At 42.3% G+C, this 17,839-nt stretch carries 15 protein-coding genes; 13 read left to right on the top strand and 2 right to left on the bottom strand.

Annotated features, from left to right (window positions below):
- Positions 1 to 13: 13 nt before the first annotated feature.
- The gene (locus D0A34_01265) at positions 14 to 4,486 is read left to right on the top strand and encodes an FkbM family methyltransferase (GenBank protein UNU17663.1); all 4,473 of its coding nucleotides are present in this window, start codon (positions 14 to 16) and stop codon (positions 4,484 to 4,486) included.
- A 57-nt stretch (positions 4,487 to 4,543) separates the two neighbouring features.
- Here the strand turns inward: D0A34_01265 and D0A34_01260 are convergent, their stop codons facing one another.
- Both D0A34_01260 and D0A34_01255 read right to left on the bottom strand, forming a co-directional pair.
- Positions 4,544 to 5,332: a class I SAM-dependent methyltransferase gene (locus D0A34_01260; GenBank protein ID UNU17662.1), complete on the bottom strand. Its 789-nt coding sequence runs from the start codon at positions 5,330 to 5,332 to the stop codon at positions 4,544 to 4,546.
- Positions 5,333 to 5,508: 176 nt separating this feature from the next.
- Positions 5,509 to 6,192 carry a methyltransferase domain-containing protein gene (locus D0A34_01255; GenBank protein ID UNU17661.1) on the bottom strand — a complete coding sequence of 228 codons (684 nt, stop codon included), beginning with the start codon at positions 6,190 to 6,192 and terminating at the stop codon, positions 5,509 to 5,511.
- A 23-nt stretch (positions 6,193 to 6,215) separates the two neighbouring features.
- Here D0A34_01255 and D0A34_01250 point away from each other — a divergent pair, with 23 nt between their 5' ends.
- The 12 genes from D0A34_01250 to D0A34_01195 all read left to right on the top strand — a co-directional run bounded on the left by D0A34_01250 (position 6,216) and on the right by D0A34_01195 (position 17,838).
- Entirely contained in the window at positions 6,216 to 6,455 is a 240-nt protein-coding gene (locus tag D0A34_01250; protein UNU17660.1) for a hypothetical protein, read from the top strand.
- A gap of 139 nt (positions 6,456 to 6,594) precedes the next feature.
- Positions 6,595 to 7,371 (top strand): glucose-1-phosphate cytidylyltransferase, encoded by a 777-nt coding sequence (gene rfbF, locus D0A34_01245; GenBank protein UNU17659.1) that lies wholly within the window; start codon positions 6,595 to 6,597, stop codon positions 7,369 to 7,371.
- The gene (locus tag D0A34_01240; GenBank protein UNU17658.1) at positions 7,368 to 8,366 is read left to right on the top strand and encodes an NAD-dependent epimerase/dehydratase family protein; all 999 of its coding nucleotides are present in this window, start codon (positions 7,368 to 7,370) and stop codon (positions 8,364 to 8,366) included. Before rfbF ends, D0A34_01240 begins: the two co-directional genes overlap by 4 nt.
- Positions 8,367 to 8,433: 67 nt before the next feature.
- Positions 8,434 to 9,666, top strand: coding sequence for a class I SAM-dependent methyltransferase (locus tag D0A34_01235; protein UNU17657.1), 1,233 nt, complete (start codon positions 8,434 to 8,436; stop codon positions 9,664 to 9,666).
- Complete coding sequence (rfbC, locus tag D0A34_01230) at positions 9,663 to 10,214, top strand: dTDP-4-dehydrorhamnose 3,5-epimerase (GenBank protein UNU17656.1); 552 nt, start codon at positions 9,663 to 9,665, stop codon at positions 10,212 to 10,214. The genes D0A34_01235 and rfbC overlap by 4 nt, the downstream gene beginning before the upstream one ends.
- 5 nt (positions 10,215 to 10,219) lie before the next feature.
- Positions 10,220 to 10,879: an acetyltransferase gene (locus D0A34_01225; GenBank protein UNU17655.1), complete on the top strand. Its 660-nt coding sequence runs from the start codon at positions 10,220 to 10,222 to the stop codon at positions 10,877 to 10,879.
- A 37-nt stretch (positions 10,880 to 10,916) separates the two neighbouring features.
- Positions 10,917 to 11,612, top strand: a complete 696-nt coding sequence (locus D0A34_01220; GenBank protein UNU17654.1) for a cephalosporin hydroxylase — start codon at positions 10,917 to 10,919, stop codon at positions 11,610 to 11,612.
- 2 nt (positions 11,613 to 11,614) lie between these two features.
- A complete protein-coding gene (locus D0A34_01215; protein UNU17653.1) occupies positions 11,615 to 12,736 on the top strand; it encodes a DegT/DnrJ/EryC1/StrS family aminotransferase in 1,122 nt (373 codons plus the stop codon).
- Positions 12,737 to 13,659: 923 nt separating this feature from the next.
- Complete coding sequence (locus D0A34_01210; GenBank protein ID UNU17652.1) at positions 13,660 to 14,673, top strand: sulfotransferase; 1,014 nt, start codon at positions 13,660 to 13,662, stop codon at positions 14,671 to 14,673.
- Positions 14,674 to 14,688: 15 nt separating this feature from the next.
- A complete protein-coding gene (locus D0A34_01205; GenBank protein UNU17651.1) occupies positions 14,689 to 16,218 on the top strand; it encodes a hypothetical protein in 1,530 nt (509 codons plus the stop codon).
- A gap of 79 nt (positions 16,219 to 16,297) precedes the next feature.
- Positions 16,298 to 17,317, top strand: a complete 1,020-nt coding sequence (locus D0A34_01200; GenBank protein UNU17650.1) for a glycosyltransferase — start codon at positions 16,298 to 16,300, stop codon at positions 17,315 to 17,317.
- A 122-nt stretch (positions 17,318 to 17,439) separates the two neighbouring features.
- Complete coding sequence (locus D0A34_01195; protein ID UNU17649.1) at positions 17,440 to 17,838, top strand: hypothetical protein; 399 nt, start codon at positions 17,440 to 17,442, stop codon at positions 17,836 to 17,838.
- Position 17,839: the final 1 nt, after the last annotated feature.

The following is a 17,839-nucleotide window of genomic DNA, read 5'->3' as shown; positions in this document are numbered from 1 at the left end:
AGGAGTAATTGAGATGGGTTTGGGAGATTGCAAACAGCTAATATTGGTGCTGAAAAATGAATATAATTTGCCAACATTTGTAGAGACGGGGACTTTTCAAGGCAGCACATCTGTGTGGGCGGCAGAGCATTTTCAAAAGGTATTCACAATAGAATTTGCTAAGCATATATACGAATCTACATCCAGTGCTTATAGCCATGTAAAAAATATAGAATTTTTGTGGGGTCATACAAAAGAACAACTTAAATTAGTCGTTCCTCAACTCAATGAGCCTGCTCTGTTTTGGTTGGATGCTCATTGGATGGGCGGTGGTACAGCGGGAGAAAATGATGAGTGTCCGCTACTTGAAGAATTGGAAATAATCAATAATTCTGAATGCGAACATTTTATCCTGATTGACGATGCTCGATTGTTTTTGTCTCCCCCACCAAGTCCTCACCGTATAGAACAGTGGCCAAGCCTTAATGAAATAATGGCTACACTATCGGCGAAAATAAGCAGATATACCGTTATTTTTGAAGATGCCATAGTTTCTGTGCCTGAACGAGCAAAATCAGTTTTAGCTCAGTTTTGTCAAGATGCTAATACTAAGGCATGGGAAGAGTTTTCGCGAACAGGTGAGTTCCGGGTAGCTACTGCTTTGCCAAAGCATCCAGAAGAGAAAAAAGAAACAGAAAAAATAATAAATAGCAGCTTTCAAGGTAGTGGTGAGAGCCAAGTTATCGCTAGATTTATTAATGCAGGGAATGTGGTTTTTGATGTAGGTGCTAATGCTGGGGATTGGACAGCGGAAGTGTTGAGCCAAGGACATGACGTAGAAATTCACCTGTTTGAACCAATTCCTCATGTCTACAAAAAGCTGATTCAGAACCTGGATAAACAAGTAATTTCCAACAATCTAGCTGTAGGGCAGAAGGAAGAAGTTAAGACATTTTATTATTACGAAGTCAATCCACTATTGAGTACCTTTTACCGCAGAGTAGATGTTGAAAAACAAGGGTTGCTCAATACACCCCAAGAAATTACTGTTTTGACCACTAATATCGACAATTACTGTCAGCGCCACGGCATTAAGAGAATTAATTTTCTCAAAATAGATGTTGAGGGTGGCGAATTAGAAGTTCTTTATGGAGCAAAATATTTTCTAGAAACAGGCCGAATAGATTATGTGCAGTTTGAATATGGAGGAACTTATCTAGATGCTAAAACGAGCTTGAAAGAAGCATTTGAGTATTTGCAAAGATTCCGGTATTCACTTTTCAAAATTTTCCCTGATAAGTTAGAATACAAACCTACTTGGCAGCCAGAGGATGAAAATTTTGAGTTCAGTAATTTTTTGGCAGTAAATGAGCGATTCCGCCAAAATGTTTTGGGTGAAGTACCCCGAATGCTGGACTTGCAGCAAATTTTCCGCCAATATGGAATCGTGCCGCACGGAGTTATTCACGTTGGAGCTCACGAGGGCACAGAAATCAGCACTTATCAAGCAATGGGTGTGGAAAAAGTGCTGTTTGTGGAAGCTAACCCGGTTGTGTTTGAACGGTTGCAAGCTAATATTGTTGGGGTGCAAAATGTTCAAGCCGTGAACTGTGCTGTTAGCAATGAAAATGGTACGGTAAACTTGCGCGTGACTTCGATCGATCAAAGCAGTTCTATTTTGCAACTGAAGCGTCATCTAGAACTTTATCCAAGCATTCAAGAAACGCATCAAGTTGAAGTACAGTCAAGAACGATTGATACGCTGCTGGAAGAACTGCAACTCAACCCTTATGACTTTAATATCTTAAATATAGATATTCAAGGGGCAGAACTGTTGGCTTTGCAAGGAGCAGCTAACTGGTTGAAATATGTGGCAGGAATTAACACCGAGGTTAATTATGAAGAACTGTATGACGGCTGCGCTTTAATTGACCAGTTGGACGAATTTCTCGAAAAGCACGGCTTTCAGCGGGTGGCGACGATAACCCACCATCCCTACTGGGGCGATGCTTTCTATGTCAAGAAGCCTCTGATTACGATGGCAGCATTTGAGATAGCGCGATTTGGCAATCAGATATTTGACTATGCTTTCTTGAAAATGTACACCAAAGAACACGGGATGCGGCTTGAGTTGCCAGCGTGGCCCGGTCAATATCTTTTTGGTCACAATGAGCCGCCAATTGCTCATCCATTACCTCAAGTTGTGGAGCAACAATATCCCTATAAACTTTCAGAATCGGCAATACTGAATTCACCGGAACCAATTAGGAACGCTGATTTTTTTGGATTTTTTCAGTTTCACACTAAGTATCACGCTCAGCACAAAGAGTATTTCTGTTCGCTGTTCAAACCAGTGTCGGAAGTTGAAGCTAAGATGCAAGAAGCTGTCAACCGCTTGCGAGAACGAGGCAAAACAGTTGTGGCATTGCATTTGCGTCGCGGCGACTATAGCTGGGCAAGCGATATAGTTCCATATCTTTCTATTGCTCCAAATGAATGGTACAGAGAATGGTTGGACGGTTTGTGGGAAACGCTAGATGAACCAGTTTTGTTTATAGCTAGCGATGAAATTGAAAATGTGGTCGGGGATTTTGCGGATTACAACCCCATAACAGTCAAAGATTTGGGTGTAGAGATGCCAGAAGCACCTTTTTATCCGGATTTTTACATATTGAGTCAATGCGATGTTTTGGCTACTTCAAATAGCACGTTCTCTTTTGCTGCAGCAATGCTGAACAAACGCTGCAAATTTTTCTTCCGGCCGAATTTACAAAAAAACAAACTGATTCCCTTTGACCCTTGGAATAGCGAGCCGTTGCTGCGGGATAATCCTCATGGGGAACCAGCATCTCAGCCGGATCAAGAAAATATCAGAAATAAGTGCAAACTGAGTGTATGCGCGATTCTTAAAAATGAAGCTCCATATTTGATAGAGTGGTTGGAGTTTCATAAAATAGTTGGTGTTGAAAGGTTTTATTTATACAACAACAACAGCACAGACAACCCTTTTGATATTGTTCAACCTTACATTAAATCAGGGGAAGTTATTTGGCACGATTGGCCGTTGATACCCGGACAACTTCAAGCTTATGAACATTGTCTAGAAACCTACAGACAAGGCTCGGAGTGGATAGCTTTTATTGATTTGGATGAGTTTTTATTTCCGACAGAAAAGGACGATCTCAAAGAGGTATTAGAGGAGTTTTATGATTGTCCAGCAGTAGCAGTTAATTGGCTGGTTTTTGGCTCTTCGGGTCACAAAACTAGACCTGAGGGCTTGCAAATAGAAAATTTTACTAAACGAGGTGTAAACGAGTGGGAAATCAACAAGCATATCAAATCAATCGTGCGTCCTGTAGAGGCTATGCGCCCTCTTTCACCTCACGATTTTACATACTTGAACGATCGGGTTGCCATCACAGAAAATAAAGAACCAATAGTGGGGCCTTGGTCTACAACAAATTCAGTGCAAAAGATACGGATAAATCATTATACGACTCGCTCGTTACAAGAAAACAAAGAAAAAATGCTTCGAGGTATAGCCGATGCACTTGTTCCCCGACCTTGGATGTTTGATACCACAGATCGCAATGAAGTTGAAGATTTAACGATTCAACGTTTTGTTCCTAAGTTGAGGCAAGCTGTTGATTCAATTATATCTCAATCTCGAATAGCGCAGATTTTAAGGGCACAGTGGTGCTTGCAATCTAAGCTGTACCAGATGCAAATTGAATTAGAAAAATCTCTGACAACACCATACCAAACTTCGGGGGAATTTGAGCAATTTACAACTCAACTGCAACAAGTTAAAGATGAACTTGAACCAATTAAAGAGGAACTGGAATGCCGGCAGGTTAAGGACCGTCTTACTCAGGAAGAACTAGAAAAAACTAAGTGTCAGCTAAGGGCAATTCAGACTAAAATGCAAGAGATTGAGAGCGCAGCGGTTCCGTTAAGTCAACTGGCCGAATTGTATTTGACTCAAGGAAAGTTAGAAGATGCGATCGCAGTTTGTGAGCAAGTATTAAAGATTCAACCCACATTTGCTCCACCCTACAAGACTTTGGGGAATGCCTTGCAAGCTCAGGGTAAACTGGAGGAGGCCAAGAGTTGGTACCTTCGCGCTCTGGAAATTCAGCCGGATTTTGCTCCAGCTTTAGCAAACCTGGGTACTATTAACGCACAGCAGCAACATTGGCAAGAGGCGATCGCCTGTTACCAAAAAGCACTCGCGATTCAACCGAATTTTGCTGGCGCTTACCGGAACTTGTCTAGGGTATTTTCGCAAATTGGCAAGCCAGATGAAGCTGTCGAGTGTTGTTATGCAGCCGTGATTTTGGAACCGGAAACAACGGCAGAGGAATACTTTAACCTTGGCAATACTCTGTTACAGCAAGGTAAGCAGGAGCGGGCGATCGTATGTTACCGCAGGGCTGTTTATTTAAACCCAAATTTGTCTGAGGCTCATGACAAGTTAAGTGAAGTTATGTCTGTTGTTGGGGAGTAGGGTAAAGCGATCGCTTATTCTCAAAAAGCGATCGAACTTCCAGCACCAATCTAGAACTCACCGCCTCATTGCTACTAAAGCAAAGCACGGCCCGTGAGGAGTGTGAGGCTGATCGAAGTTGATGCGGATGTCGGTTAACCCAAAATAGGTCAAACATGACATGATATCTTCACGGCTCATCCAGTTACTAAATCGACTGCTGCCCCCGCAGAAACCAGTAGCTTTTACTTCACCTTTGTATTCTCCATATTCCTGACGGTAAAGCATATGTTTAAAGCCTTGATACTCAGCAGCAGTCTTCTCGGCAAACCTTGCGGAAAGGTAAGGAGTGCTGCGCATTATATTCCCGTCATAGTAGTGAGTCCATATAAAAACTCGGTCTGAAACTTTAGCAATCAAGCCGATCAGCTCAGCAGGGTTTGTCATGTGGTACAGTATGCCGCTGGCGAAGCAAGTATCAAACTTGCCGGGATTTAACCGCAGATATTCTACACAATCACCGCACAGAAAGCGAGCATTGCGAAGTCCTACAGCTTCTTTAACAATTAGGCATTTTAGATAAGCGCGAGTGCTGGCCTCAACTGCCGTAATCGATGCTGCTCCCAGTTTCTCCAACATATAGGTATGCCCCGCTTCCAGTGGTCCGAGTTCGAGGATTGTTTGACCTGTAACTCCCCCTAATTGCTCAATAGCCCAAGTGATGCGAGCATCTTCAAACAGTCCGCTTTGTCCTGCATTTAGTAATGACAAATCCCCCGGCAACTTAGATGCCCATTCACCTTGAAAAATATCCAGCGTATTCTGTACACTAGGGGCGGACTTAACATAATAATCTAGGATTTCCATTGTTCTAAAAAATGAGAAGAGTGAATATATTCAACGCTCAGACTTGCAAAGGGTAATTTCTAAGTCTGCAAATCTATTACATAGTCAACACCCGGTTGTTGAACATAATCCAATCCAAGTGTTCCTGGTTTTTTGTTGCCACCACAGTCTATATCCAGTTTAAGATATTGCACAAGCTACTCCTTTGTTCTTTTTCTGAGAATACAAATAAGTTCTCCAAAATTTTCTTGGAAAAGTTGAATATCAAAACTAAAAAATAGATTTTTTTGACAGTAGTCGAGAAATTCTGGGAAAGTCTCCGCCGTCCAGACGTGAAAATGAATGCTGTAATCTATGTCAAGTAAATACTGCATCCGCTCAGCCACCTGTGCTTCAGGAAATTTGTCCACGAGCCTGACATACTCTTCATAATGAGGCACTCTTGACCATTCCGGCCCTTCTTTGTAGTCCCGAATTAGGTGGTCCAGGGAAGTCAGGGGCCGATCGCGATCGAATGTATAACGTTTTTCCGGCACGCCCATGTACACAATTCCTTCGGGTTTGACAACTCTCAAAAAGTTTTCCAAAGCGCCGATCGGATTTTGACAGTGTTCTATCATGTGATTGGCAATGACAAAATCCCAGGAGTTATCTGGTGTGCCTGCAAGAGTTTCACCGTCATCTATAATATCAACCTCTGCGAGATTGACCCCAGCTAGCTCCGGGTAGTGTCTCCTTAATTCTTGTACCGACATCCGATCTATGTAATGAACTTTAACGCCTGCTGGAACTTCGAGGGGAGCATTTAGCGGGCCCACCTCAATTCCCTCACCTTTTAAGTATTGAGAAGCTATTTCTCTTCTTTTTGCGTACAAATCCATAATTTATTGTCTTGTCTTGCGATTTGGGATTTGACTCCTCAGTACAGGGTGGAGCCCGATCGACCTTTCTAGTTTACCCGATCGCGCGTGTTGGTCGATCGCTTGAGTACGATCGTCTTCGTGTGTTGATTTTTGGGGTAATATCTATTGTTAAGCTCGATGGCTTAGGGCTTGCGGGCGATCGCCCATCTATAATACCTGGTGCGTGCGGGAACATCCTCAGAGGGCTGAAGTCTGATATCCTTGGCAAGGCAACGGCTTGAGTTCATTGGGAGTTCATTGGGGCGATCGGACAAAATTCCCCCAAAGTTGTGGTAGACTCCTCAAAAAGATTTGTGCCAGTCGCTTGTGTCAGGGCAACTAGGAACTGAAAATTATCTACCATTTTAAAACGGTGAAACAATGCAAGTAGTTATATTAGCCGGCGGTTTGGGGACACGTCTCCGAGAAGAAACAGAATTTCGTCCCAAGCCCCTAGTTGATGTGGGCGGGCGTCCGATTCTCTGGCACATTATGAAGACTTATGCCCACTACGGATTCCTAGACTTTATTGTGTGTTTGGGCTACAAAGGCAACATGATTAAGGAGTATTTCCTCAATTATGAAGCGATGAATAATGACTTTACTATTTGCTTGGGCCGCCAGAATTGCATTACTTATCACGAGGATCATAAAGAACAAGATTTTAAGGTGACACTGGCAGAAACTGGCTCGGACACTATGACGGGAGGGCGGGTGAAACGGGTGGAGAAATACATCACTGATGATACCTTTATGGTGACATACGGTGATGGAGTTGCTGATATCGATATTGGAGCTTTGGTGGATTTTCATAAGGCTCATGGTAAGCTGGCAACTGTTAGTACAGTTCGTCCGATATCCCGATATGGTATTTTAGATGTGGACAGCCAAGGCAAAGTTCTGGAATTTACGGAAAAACCTCAAATAGATGGCTGGGCTAGTGCAGGATTTTTGGTACTTCACCGCAGCATATTTGAGGCTTTGAGCGGGGATGATTGTTTTTTTGAGCGAGAGCCACTAGAGCAGTTAGCGGCCCAGGGACAATTGATGGCGTACCGCCACGAAGGTTTCTTTTTTGCGATGGATACTTACCGCGAGTATAAATATTTGAACGAACTTTGGGATAATGGAGAGGCTCCTTGGAGGGTGTGGGAATGAGTGAGTTTTGGCGTGATCGATCGGTATTGGTGACTGGTTGCACAGGCCTTTTGGGTAACTGGTTAGTGGCTGAGTTGCTGGAAAGAGGAGCCTTGGTAACGGGATTAGTCCGTGACTTGGTGCCCCAATCCCGACTTTATGCTGGAGAGTGGTATCGGCAAATTAATATCGTTCGCGGTTGTGTCGAAGATTTGTCAACGGTAGAACGAGCGATTAATGAGTATGAAGTAGATACAGTGTTTCACTTAGCAGCTCAGACAATTGTGGGAGTTGCAAATAGAGAGCCCCTGGCAACTTTTGAAACGAACATTAAAGGTACTTGGAATATTCTAGAAGCTTGTCGCCGCGTCGGTGGTGTGAGTCGAATTGTCATAGCATCCAGCGATAAAGCCTATGGAGACCAGCTAGTGTTGCCTTACAGCGAAACAACTCCGCTGCAAGGAGAACACCCTTACGATGTTTCTAAAAGCTGTGCTGATTTAATCAGTCGGGCTTATTACGTCAGTTATGGTTTGCCTGTGTGCATTACTCGCTGCGGCAACTTTTACGGCGGCGGAGACTTGAATTTTAATCGCATCGTTCCATCTACTATTCGATCAGCATTACGAGACAAGCCGGTAGTCATTCGCAGTGATGGCACTTTTATCCGGGACTATTTCTATGCGAAGGATGGGGTTTTAGCTTATCTCCATTTGGCTGAACAAATGGACAGGAAAGAAATTTTGGGAGAGGCCTTTAATTTCAGCAACGAATTGCAAATTTCAGTGCGGGGCATGGTAGATAAGGTTTTGGAATTGATGGATAAGACTCATTTAGAGCCTGTCATATTGAATCGGGCCAAGAATGAAATCAAACATCAGTATCTCTCGGCAGATAAGGCGCGAAAAATGCTCGGTTGGGAGTCTAAGTATCCTCTAGAAGAAGGGTTGCAAGAAACAATTGAATGGTATAAAAACTTTTTGATGGAGGAAAACACCTGTGTCATCAGCGTGTGATGGAGGAGTTCTGTGACTGGGGTTTTAATTTTCTTTCTCTTATTGGATAGTCAAGGGGGCTAATTCGGTGCCATCTAAATGTCGTTTTTGCAGTCACCCATTGGAGCATACTTTTGTAAATCTGGGGATGTCGCCGCTGGCGAATGCTTTTCTATCTCAACAGCATCTGAATTGTGCAGAGAAATTTTATCCGCTTCATACTTATGTGTGTGCTAATTGTTTTTTAGTGCAGTTAGAAGAGTTTGAATCCCCGGATAGCATCTTTAGCGATTATGCTTATTTTTCTTCCTATTCAGACTCTTGGTTGCGTCATGCTCAGAAATACACTGATTTGATGGTAGAGCGCTTTGGATTTGACGAAACCAGTCAGGTAATTGAACTCGCTAGCAATGATGGCTATTTACTCCAGTATTTTCAGCAGAAAGGAATTCCCGTATTGGGGATTGAACCTGCTGCAAATGTAGCTAAGGTGGCTGAGGAAAAAGGGATTCCCACTTTAGTAAAGTTTTTTGGCGCTCAAACGGCTAAAGAGTTGGTGTTACAAGGCAAAAAGGCAGATTTGTTGCTGGGAAATAATGTGTTGGCTCATGTGCCTGACTTGAATGATTTTGTGGCGGGGATGAAAATTCTCCTGAAACCAAACGGCGTCTTGACAATGGAGTTTCCTCATGTATTGCAACTAATTCAATACAATCTGTTTGACACGATTTACCACGAGCATTTCTCTTATTTTTCGCTGTTGACGGTTGAGAAAGTTTTTGCAAGTCACGGTTTAACTTTGTTTGATGTGGAGGAATTGCCGACGCACGGCGGTTCTCTGCGGATTTACGGGAGGCATGAGGGTTTTGATAGTATAGCAGCTGGCGATCGCATTTCCCAACTGAAAGCTAAGGAAGTGCAAGCAGGGCTAAATCAGATTGAAATTTATGTAGGATTCTGCGAACAGGTTAAGTCTACGAAGCGCCAAATGCTCAGGTTCCTAATAGATGCCAAAAACCAGGGCAAATCAATTGCGGGCTACGGTGCGCCGGCGAAGGCTAATACGCTGCTGAACTATTGCGGTATCCGCACGGATTTGATTGATTATACGGTGGATTTAAGCCCGCACAAGCAGGGTTTGTTTTTGCCTGGAACTCAGATTCCGATATATCATCCCGACAAAATTCGGGAGACTAAACCGGATTATTTGGCGATATTGCCTTGGAACATTAAAGATGAGATAGTAAGTCAGATGGATTATATCCGCGAGTGGGGAGGTAAGTTTGTGGTGCTGATTCCTCAAGTGGAGGTGATAGGGTGAAGTTTACTGAAACGAAGCTTAAGGGAGCTTATGTTATTGAGGTAGAACCCCTAGCAGATGAGAGAGGATTTTTTGGCCGCAGTTGGTGTCAAAAGGAGTTTGCAGAACATGGTTTGAATCCTAATCTAGTGCAGTGCAATATTTCTTTTAACCTGAAGAAAGGTACTTTGCGGGGGATGCACTACCAGGCTAAGCCCTATCAAGAAGCGAAGTTGATTAGGTGTACAAGAGGTGCTATTTATCAAGTAGTGATCGACATCCGACCAGACTCGTTTACATTTAAGCAGTGGGTAGCAGTTGAGCTAACTTCTGAAAACCGTAAGATGCTTTACGTTCCTAAAGGCATGGCCAGTGGGTTTCAAACTTTAATGGATAATACGGAGGTTTTCTATCAGATGGCTGAATTTTATCATCCTGAGTCTGCCAAGGGTCTGCGATGGGACGATCCTACTTTTGGAGTGGAATGGCCCAACGAAGTGTTAGTCATCTCAGCCCCGGATCGATGTCATTCACTATTCAATGATTTTGTGGTTGGTGAGAATGAGTAGTTACCATGCTTAAAGAAATGATTTTTTGGGGGGCCACTGGACAAGCTAAAGTTTTAAGAGAGTGTCTAAAATTATCGGGAATAAAACTGGTTTCTTTATTTGACAATAATGAAAGTTTGGTAGCACCATTTGAGGATGTCCCCCTATATTTCGGGAAAAAAGAGTTGGAAGCTTGGATAACAGGAAGAAAACTCAACAACCCTGTTGGTTTCTTGGTGGCTATCGGAGGAGACAAGGGTAAAGATAGAATAGAAATACAAGAATACTTAGAGTCCTATGGTTTGATTGCACTGATTGCTAAGCATCCAACTGCCGTCATAGCAGATAATGTAAAAATTGGGAGTGGTTCTCAGATATTAGCAAATTCTACACTTTGTGTAGAAACTACAATTGGTCGCGGTTGTATTGTCAACACAGGTGCAATTGTAGACCATGAGTGCTATCTTGATGATGGTGTTCATGTCTGTCCGGGCGCTACTTTAGCTGGCTGCGTCCAGGTTGAACCTTATTCGATGATTGGTACTGGTGCAGTTGTTTTGCCAAGGATCAGGATTGGTAAAGGGGCTATAGTTGGTGCTGGTGCTGTAGTCATAGAAGATGTTCCTTCCTATAGTGTTGTTGTAGGAAATCCAGCTAGAGTTATTAAGGAACTCCCAAGAAAGTAAAGTAATCAATGCACAAGTTTAAACAAGGATTCAAAAAATGATGAATACGATGAATAACAAGGACAATTTACAAGAACTAACGAATCAGTGGTTTGTTGAAAGTTGTAAACACAAATACTCTTACAACTTTAGCTGGATGGGACGTCCAATCATTCAGTTTCCTCAAGATATTATGGCTATGCAGGAAATTATTTGGCAGGTTAAGCCGGATTTGATTGTCGAAACAGGAATTGCTCATGGAGGTTCCCTGATATTTTATGCCTCAATGCTTGAGCTGATTGGTGAAGGGCAAGTTTTGGGTATTGATGTTGACATCCGCCAGCACAATCGGGTGGAAATTGAACAACATCCGATGTTTAAACGCATTACAATGATTGAGGGTTCGTCCATTGATGAAGAAATAGCAAAGCAGGTTTATGATTTAGCAAAAGGCAAAAGTCGGATACTGCTAGTGCTGGACTCCAATCATACCCATGACCATGTATTGAAAGAATTGGAACTTTACTCGCCACTGGTAACTAAAAATAGTTACTTAGTCGTTTTCGATACAGTGGTAGAGGATATGCCTGAAGACTTTTTCCCAGATAGACCTTGGGGAAAAGGCAACAATCCTAAAACCGCTGTCTGGGAATTTCTTAAGAAGAATAAACGTTTTAAAGTTGATAAAGATATAGAAGCTAAGTTGCTAATTAGTGTTGCGCCTGACGGTTATCTTAAGTGTCTGGAGGATTAAAAATGGAACGTATTCCTGTTGCTGGCCCTTGGATCACTCAAAAAGAAATTGACTATGTTACTGATGCTGTTACTAATGCTTGGTACAGCAACGCTAATATCTACCACGATCGGTTTGAAAAAGCTTTTGCGAATTATGTAGGGCGAAAATACGCGATTAGTTTACCTTCTTGTACATCAGGTCTGCATTTAGCATTACTGTCTGTTGGCGTAGGAACTGGAGATGAGGTGATTCTTCCTGATATTACTTGGATAGCCACCTCGGCACCTGTTAGTTATGTGGGTGCTACTCCTGTTTTTGCAGATATTGATGAGCTGTCTTGGTGTCTTTCAGCTCAATCTTTTGCCGATCGGATTACACCGAAAACTAAGGCAGTCATCATCGTTGATTTATATGGCAATATGCCAGATATGGATGCGATTCAGGAAATTGCTGACAAACATGGTATTGCTGTGATAGAGGATGCAGCAGAGGCGATCGGCTCTGAATATAAGGGTAGAAAAGCTGGCAGTTTTGGTGAAGTGAGTACCTTTAGCTTTCATGGCTCCAAAACTTTGACGACTGGTGAAGGGGGGATGCTGGTAACAGACAGCGACGATATCTATCAGCGTTGTCTTTTCCTTCGGGATCACGGTAGAGATCCCCACAGTAAAATGTTTTGGAATACCGAAGTGGCGTACAAGTACAAAATGAGCAGTATGCAAGCAGCTTTGGGGTTAGCTCAACTTGAGCGGATTGAAGAGTTGATTAATCGCAAGCGCGAGATTTTTGATTGGTACAAAGACTCTTTAGGCGGTTTCTCGGGTATAAATCTCAACCATGAGGCAGAGTGGGTAAAAAATACTTACTGGATGGTGACAGCAATTCTGGATGAAAAGTTGGGAGTTCAAAACCCAGAGTTGATTGAGAGGCTCAAGGAAAAAGGTATTGATGCTAGACCTTTCTTTAATCCCCTCAGCACTCTACCAGCGTACCAAGGAGTTTTACGAAAACCTCAACCCCAAAATACGGTATCTTTGAGTCTATCGCCCTTCGGCATAAATTTACCTTCAGCACTGAATCTCACTCAAGAGCAAGTCAACTATATTACGGATTCTTTAACGAAATGCTTGGCATCTCCATGAAAAAAATGGGGGCTTGAGAAGAAGTTAGACTGACCTTAAGAGTGTTTCATAGAGGGGATGGTTGAAAAGTCAATACCCCTCTCACAAGATTTTTTATCATATGGTTATTTTTTCTCATTCAACTGGTTTAATATTTTAATAACTTCTGTATAAATTGCCTGCCAATTACAATTATAGTTAAAGCCTGGTAAATCAACGATACTATCCTTGGGTATAAATACCTGTGCTAACATTTTTTCCAAATGGGGTGCATTTGAGGTCGCATAATAGGATTGTCCAAAGTCATTAAGTATTTGAGTGTGTGCATATAACACCCCTGGTTGGTGACCTATCCATACTGGATAAATCAGTCCCGCTCCGACTGGTGATATGTGTAAATCTATAGCCTTAGCCCAAACGACTGTTTCATAAGTTGTAGCACCGATCGCGCTGAATGTAGCGATCGCGGATGTTCGTCAATCGCTTATTTATTTTGTGGATAAATTTACTGCGCCAAGCTAGAGTACCTAGCGCTTCGCACAAATCGCTTGTGCATAATGCCTGGTGCGTGCGGGAACATCCTCAGAGAGCTGAAGTCTGATATTCTTGGGGAGGCGATGGCTTGAGTTCATTGCGCGCGATCGGGCAAAAATTACCCTCATTTGTGGTAAGCTTTTGAGAAACCATGTTTAGGAGTAGGTTGTCCAAGGGCGACAGGGAGTTGAAAAATTCCTGTTAGGTGATGTTTCTGTTGATCGGGAATGAGTTTGAGACGGATATGTAGAGGTCGTTATTTGAGGTTGTAGTAGAATCGGTTACGAAAGTGCGCTCGGGGGGAATAGGGAAAGTTATACTCTAGAGGATTTTGTGACCGAAGCGTTTCGTTGTTTGGGGTTGGATTGACAGGAATATACGGTGAAAGCATCGGGAAACATAAAAAAAATATGACACTTGGATTTTCTGACGAGAGTCTCTTACAAGGCAAAAACCTAATCTTTTTAATTTCTCAGCCTCGTGCTGGGTCAACATTAACACAACGGATGTTGGGCCGCCACTGTGAAATTCATACAGTTTCTGAACCTTGGTTAATGCTTCATCCTTTATATGCTCTGCGCTCAGAGGGATATGAAGTAGAGTATAATGCTCAATGGGCTAGGAATGCTGTCCAAGGTTTTGTGGACGAATTACCAGATGGGAAAGAAGCTTATTTCAATGGTTTGCGCCGAATGTATTCTTACTTGTATAACTGTGCAGCCACCAGTTCAGGAAAAAATTTTTTTTTGGATAAAACACCGCGCTACTATTTGATAATATCCGAACTTTACAAAACTTTTCCAGAAGCGCATTTTATTATTTTACTGCGAAATCCTTTAGCAGTTTTATGTTCGATGATCAATACTTGGACGCAAGACGACTACTTTAGACTCCATCTGTATAAGCAAGATTTGTTAGAAGCTCCCGCTCGATTAATCGCTGGTAGAAACTTATTAAATAATAACTGCATGGTATTACATTATGAATGGTTACTGTTGAATCCCGAATCGGAAGTAAATAAGATTTGTAGCTGGTTAGGACTTCAATTTTCACCAGAAATGATAGATTATGGAAGGACCAAAGATCAGCCTGTGTGGAGATACGGAGATCAGAATAAGGTTTACCAGGACACCAAACCAGATTCCCAAAATTTAGATAAATGGATTATGGCTCTAGAAAATCCTCAAGTCTGGAGAATAGTAAATGATTATTTAGAATTTTTAGGAGTGGAAAAATTCCTTCAACTGGGTTATTCTTACGAAGAGATGCGAAATCTCCTAGATGCAAAACGTCCTCAATGGTTTGATTTATGGCGAACACTTCCCCTAGACGTACTGGTAGAAGACCCGCAAAACAGTAAAGACTGGAAAGATCAACAGTATTTTACAAAACTAATTTCATCAATTCATCAATTCATTGAGTAGAGTGGGGAAATAATAATGAGTGATTCAGAAAATAAGTTTTCGACTATGCCTTATGGACTTCCCCAGCATAATCAGGGGGAATGGCAATACTATCTGGCGCAACTGCACGCGGCTCAGGGGGAAGTGCAACAGTCGCAGAGTCAACTCCACGCCACTCAGGAGGAATTGCAGCAGTCGCAGAGTCAACTCCACGCGGCTCAGGAGGAGTTGGAACAGCATAAGGCTCGGCTAAATCAAACTCAGGGGGAAGTGCAGCAGTATCAAAGTCAATTGCATCAAACTCAGGAAGTATTGGAACAATTCCAAGATAAAATTCAACAAGCTGAGACACTGTTGCAAGAGTATCAAGGTCAACTGCACTCGACTCAGGCAGAGTTGGAACAGTCGCAGTCACAACTGCACTCGACTCAGGCAGAGTTGGAACAATCGCAGTCACAACTGCACTCGACTCAGGCAGAGTTGGAACAGTCGCAGTCACAACTGCACTCGACTCAGGCCGAGTTGGAACAGTCGCAGTCACAACTGCACTCGACTCAGGCAGTATTGGAACAGTCGCAGTCACAACTGCACTCGACTCAGGCAGTATTGGAACAGTCGCAGTCACAACTGCACTCCACTGAGGTAGTATTGGAACAGTCGCAGTCACAACTGCATCAGAATAGAGCAGAGTTAGCACACAAGAATTCTCAACTGCATCAGAGTCAGTGGGAATTAGAGCGAACTCGTTTTCAACTGCATCAAACTCAGGCAGAATTAGCACAGTCTCAGGCAGAATTAGCACAGTGCAACTCCAAAGTAGAGCATATTCAGTTGGAAGCGGAGCGATTGGGCTCTCAAATTGGACAAGTTCAGGGAGAATTAGAACATTCGCAGTCTAAACTTCGCAGCAGCAGCATGGAATTGAAGCGATCGCACTCTCAACTTGTCCAGGTTCTAGGAGAATTGGAACAGTCCCAAGTTCAGCAGCGTCAGGCAGAAGCAATATTGCAGCAGTCACAGTCTCAAAAGCATCAACTTCAAAATAAATTGAAGCGTTCCTACTCTCAACTTGCCCAAGTTCTGGAAGAATCTCAGCATTATCAGTCTCAACTTGTCCAAGTTCAGGAAGAATCTCAGCATTATCAGTCTCAACTTGCCCAAGTTCTGGAAGAATCTCAGCATTATCAGTCTCAACTTGCCCAAGTTCTGGAAGAGTCCCAGCATTATCAGTCTCAACTTGTCCAAGTTCAGGAAGAGTTGGATCGATCGCATTTCCAGCAATATGCGGTTAGTGATCGAGGTGTCGAGAGTCAGATGCCGTACACACTTCTAGTCTGGGATGCGTGGTATGCTTATCAAAGTGGTGATTTAAAGAGAATGCAACAGTGTTTGCAGGAGTCTTTGAAAGTCACACCTATTTCACGAACCGAGTGTGTAGTCAACTGGTTAGAGAGTTTTGGCAAATTATCGGAGGAAAAGGGACAGCCCTTTGATACCTACACTTTGACTAACTCACAAGAGTGGAAACAACTGATGCAAGGGAGGTTTACTATCAGTCATGCCTGAGTCATCTTCGGGTCGCGATTGCGTCAATATACTGGGAAAAACAAACAACAAACTAAGTAATTCGCACAGTGATTAAACCGTGGAAATAAACCAACAATTAGCGGAAGCCCATGCTGAAATGGCGATGCTTTATGCTGAACTAGCGCAAGTATGGTTACAGTTGGACAAAAAAACAGAGGCGATGGCCTCGTTAGAAAAAGCGCTCGCGTTAGAGCTAAAATTAGACGATAGTGAGGATATTTATCATAAAGCGGAAGTTTGGGTGAAGGCTGGTGATAATTTAGCCAATTTAGAAAGATGGTCAGAGGCTATACTTTACTACCAACGAGCCATAGAGATTGAGCCTAACTGTCACAAATATTACCAACAATTGGGTATTGCTTTAGCTAAAGTAGGTAGGATAAAAGATGCGATCGCATCCTCTAGTCATGTGCCAAAAACAAAGCTAAATATTAAGCCCTTGGTTAGTGTTGGCATTCCAACTTACAATCGTGCTCATCTAATCAAACGTTCTATTAATTCACTTATTAACCAGGACTATGATAATATTGAAATAGTCATTTCAGACAATGCCTCAACGGATGACACTTCATTGATGTGTCAAGAATTGTGTAAACAATCTGAAAGAATTAAATATATACGTCAACCTACTAATTATGGGCCAACAAGGAACTTTAAAGAAGTTTTAGCTCATTCTGATGGAGAGTTTTTTATGTGGCTTGCTGATGATGATTACTTAGATTCTTCTTATGTCAGCAAGTGTGTCAATTTTTTACAAGAAAATCCAGATTATTCTTTAGTCTGTGGACAAACATTCTATTTCCGAGAAAACAACGAACAAGACTTCAGTGAAAAAGAGTTTATTTTTGAAGGTGAAAGACTCAATCTCTGGCAGGAGAAGGCAACAGAAAGAGTTAAAGCTTATTATCAACAGGTATTAGATAATGGAGTGTTTTATGGTCTGTATCGTCGCAATCAATTATTGAGGGGTTCTATGAATCATACAATGGGAGGAGATTGGCTGTTTATAGCATCAATTGCTTTTTTGGGGAAAGTGAAAACCCTGGAAAATGTCTCTCTTAAGAGATCACGTCAATGATTTTTCATGGGAGGCAACTATAAAACTTTCCCGGTAATTTTTTTAGAAATTGAAATGTCCTAAAAACTTTCAACTCTAATTAATTCCAGTTAATTGTTCATTCAATGCAATATCTGTGATTTATGGTTGAACACATTCATCTTTCAAAGTATGGCCCAACAAATGGTGGCTACCAACATGGGGCTGCGCGGAGTGGTCTTCCAAGATTTCAGGGAGAGTATCCACATTTGAGTACATCAATATCGGCTTTTAATGACATTCTTTTTTCGCCTATATATGAATGCTTAGAGCCATCAGAGCGTTTTGATTTTGCAACAGAAGTTCAAAAAATAATATGTGAGCGACATGGTATAACGTGGAATAAAACCCTCTTTCTACTCCTCAATTACATTGACAGATATCATCGTGTTCCATCAGATGATATGCTATTAAAAATTGGGCAATTGCAAAAAGAGATCGTAGACCCTGTTCAAAGAGAGGAGATGAAGCAATTAGTCAGTTTGTACATTAATAAAGGGTAAT

Source organism: Microcoleus vaginatus PCC 9802 (assembly GCA_022701275.1).
Lineage (GTDB): Bacteria > Cyanobacteriota > Cyanobacteriia > Cyanobacteriales > Microcoleaceae > Microcoleus > Microcoleus vaginatus_A.
This window is presented reverse-complemented; position numbering and strand designations above follow the sequence as displayed.

Coding starts and splice junctions, on each gene's coding strand:
- D0A34_01265 (UNU17663.1), top strand. CDS start 14: ATGGGTTTGGGAGATTGCAAACAGCTAATATTGGTGCTGAAAAATGAA.
- D0A34_01260 (UNU17662.1), bottom strand. CDS start 5,332: ATGGAAATCCTAGATTATTATGTTAAGTCCGCCCCTAGTGTACAGAAT.
- D0A34_01255 (UNU17661.1), bottom strand. CDS start 6,192: ATGGATTTGTACGCAAAAAGAAGAGAAATAGCTTCTCAATACTTAAAA.
- rfbF (UNU17659.1), top strand. CDS start 6,595: ATGCAAGTAGTTATATTAGCCGGCGGTTTGGGGACACGTCTCCGAGAA.
- D0A34_01240 (UNU17658.1), top strand. CDS start 7,368: ATGAGTGAGTTTTGGCGTGATCGATCGGTATTGGTGACTGGTTGCACA.
- D0A34_01225 (UNU17655.1), top strand. CDS start 10,220: ATGCTTAAAGAAATGATTTTTTGGGGGGCCACTGGACAAGCTAAAGTT.
- D0A34_01220 (UNU17654.1), top strand. CDS start 10,917: ATGATGAATACGATGAATAACAAGGACAATTTACAAGAACTAACGAAT.
- D0A34_01215 (UNU17653.1), top strand. CDS start 11,615: ATGGAACGTATTCCTGTTGCTGGCCCTTGGATCACTCAAAAAGAAATT.
- D0A34_01210 (UNU17652.1), top strand. CDS start 13,660: ATGACACTTGGATTTTCTGACGAGAGTCTCTTACAAGGCAAAAACCTA.
- D0A34_01205 (UNU17651.1), top strand. CDS start 14,689: ATGAGTGATTCAGAAAATAAGTTTTCGACTATGCCTTATGGACTTCCC.
- D0A34_01195 (UNU17649.1), top strand. CDS start 17,440: ATGGTTGAACACATTCATCTTTCAAAGTATGGCCCAACAAATGGTGGC.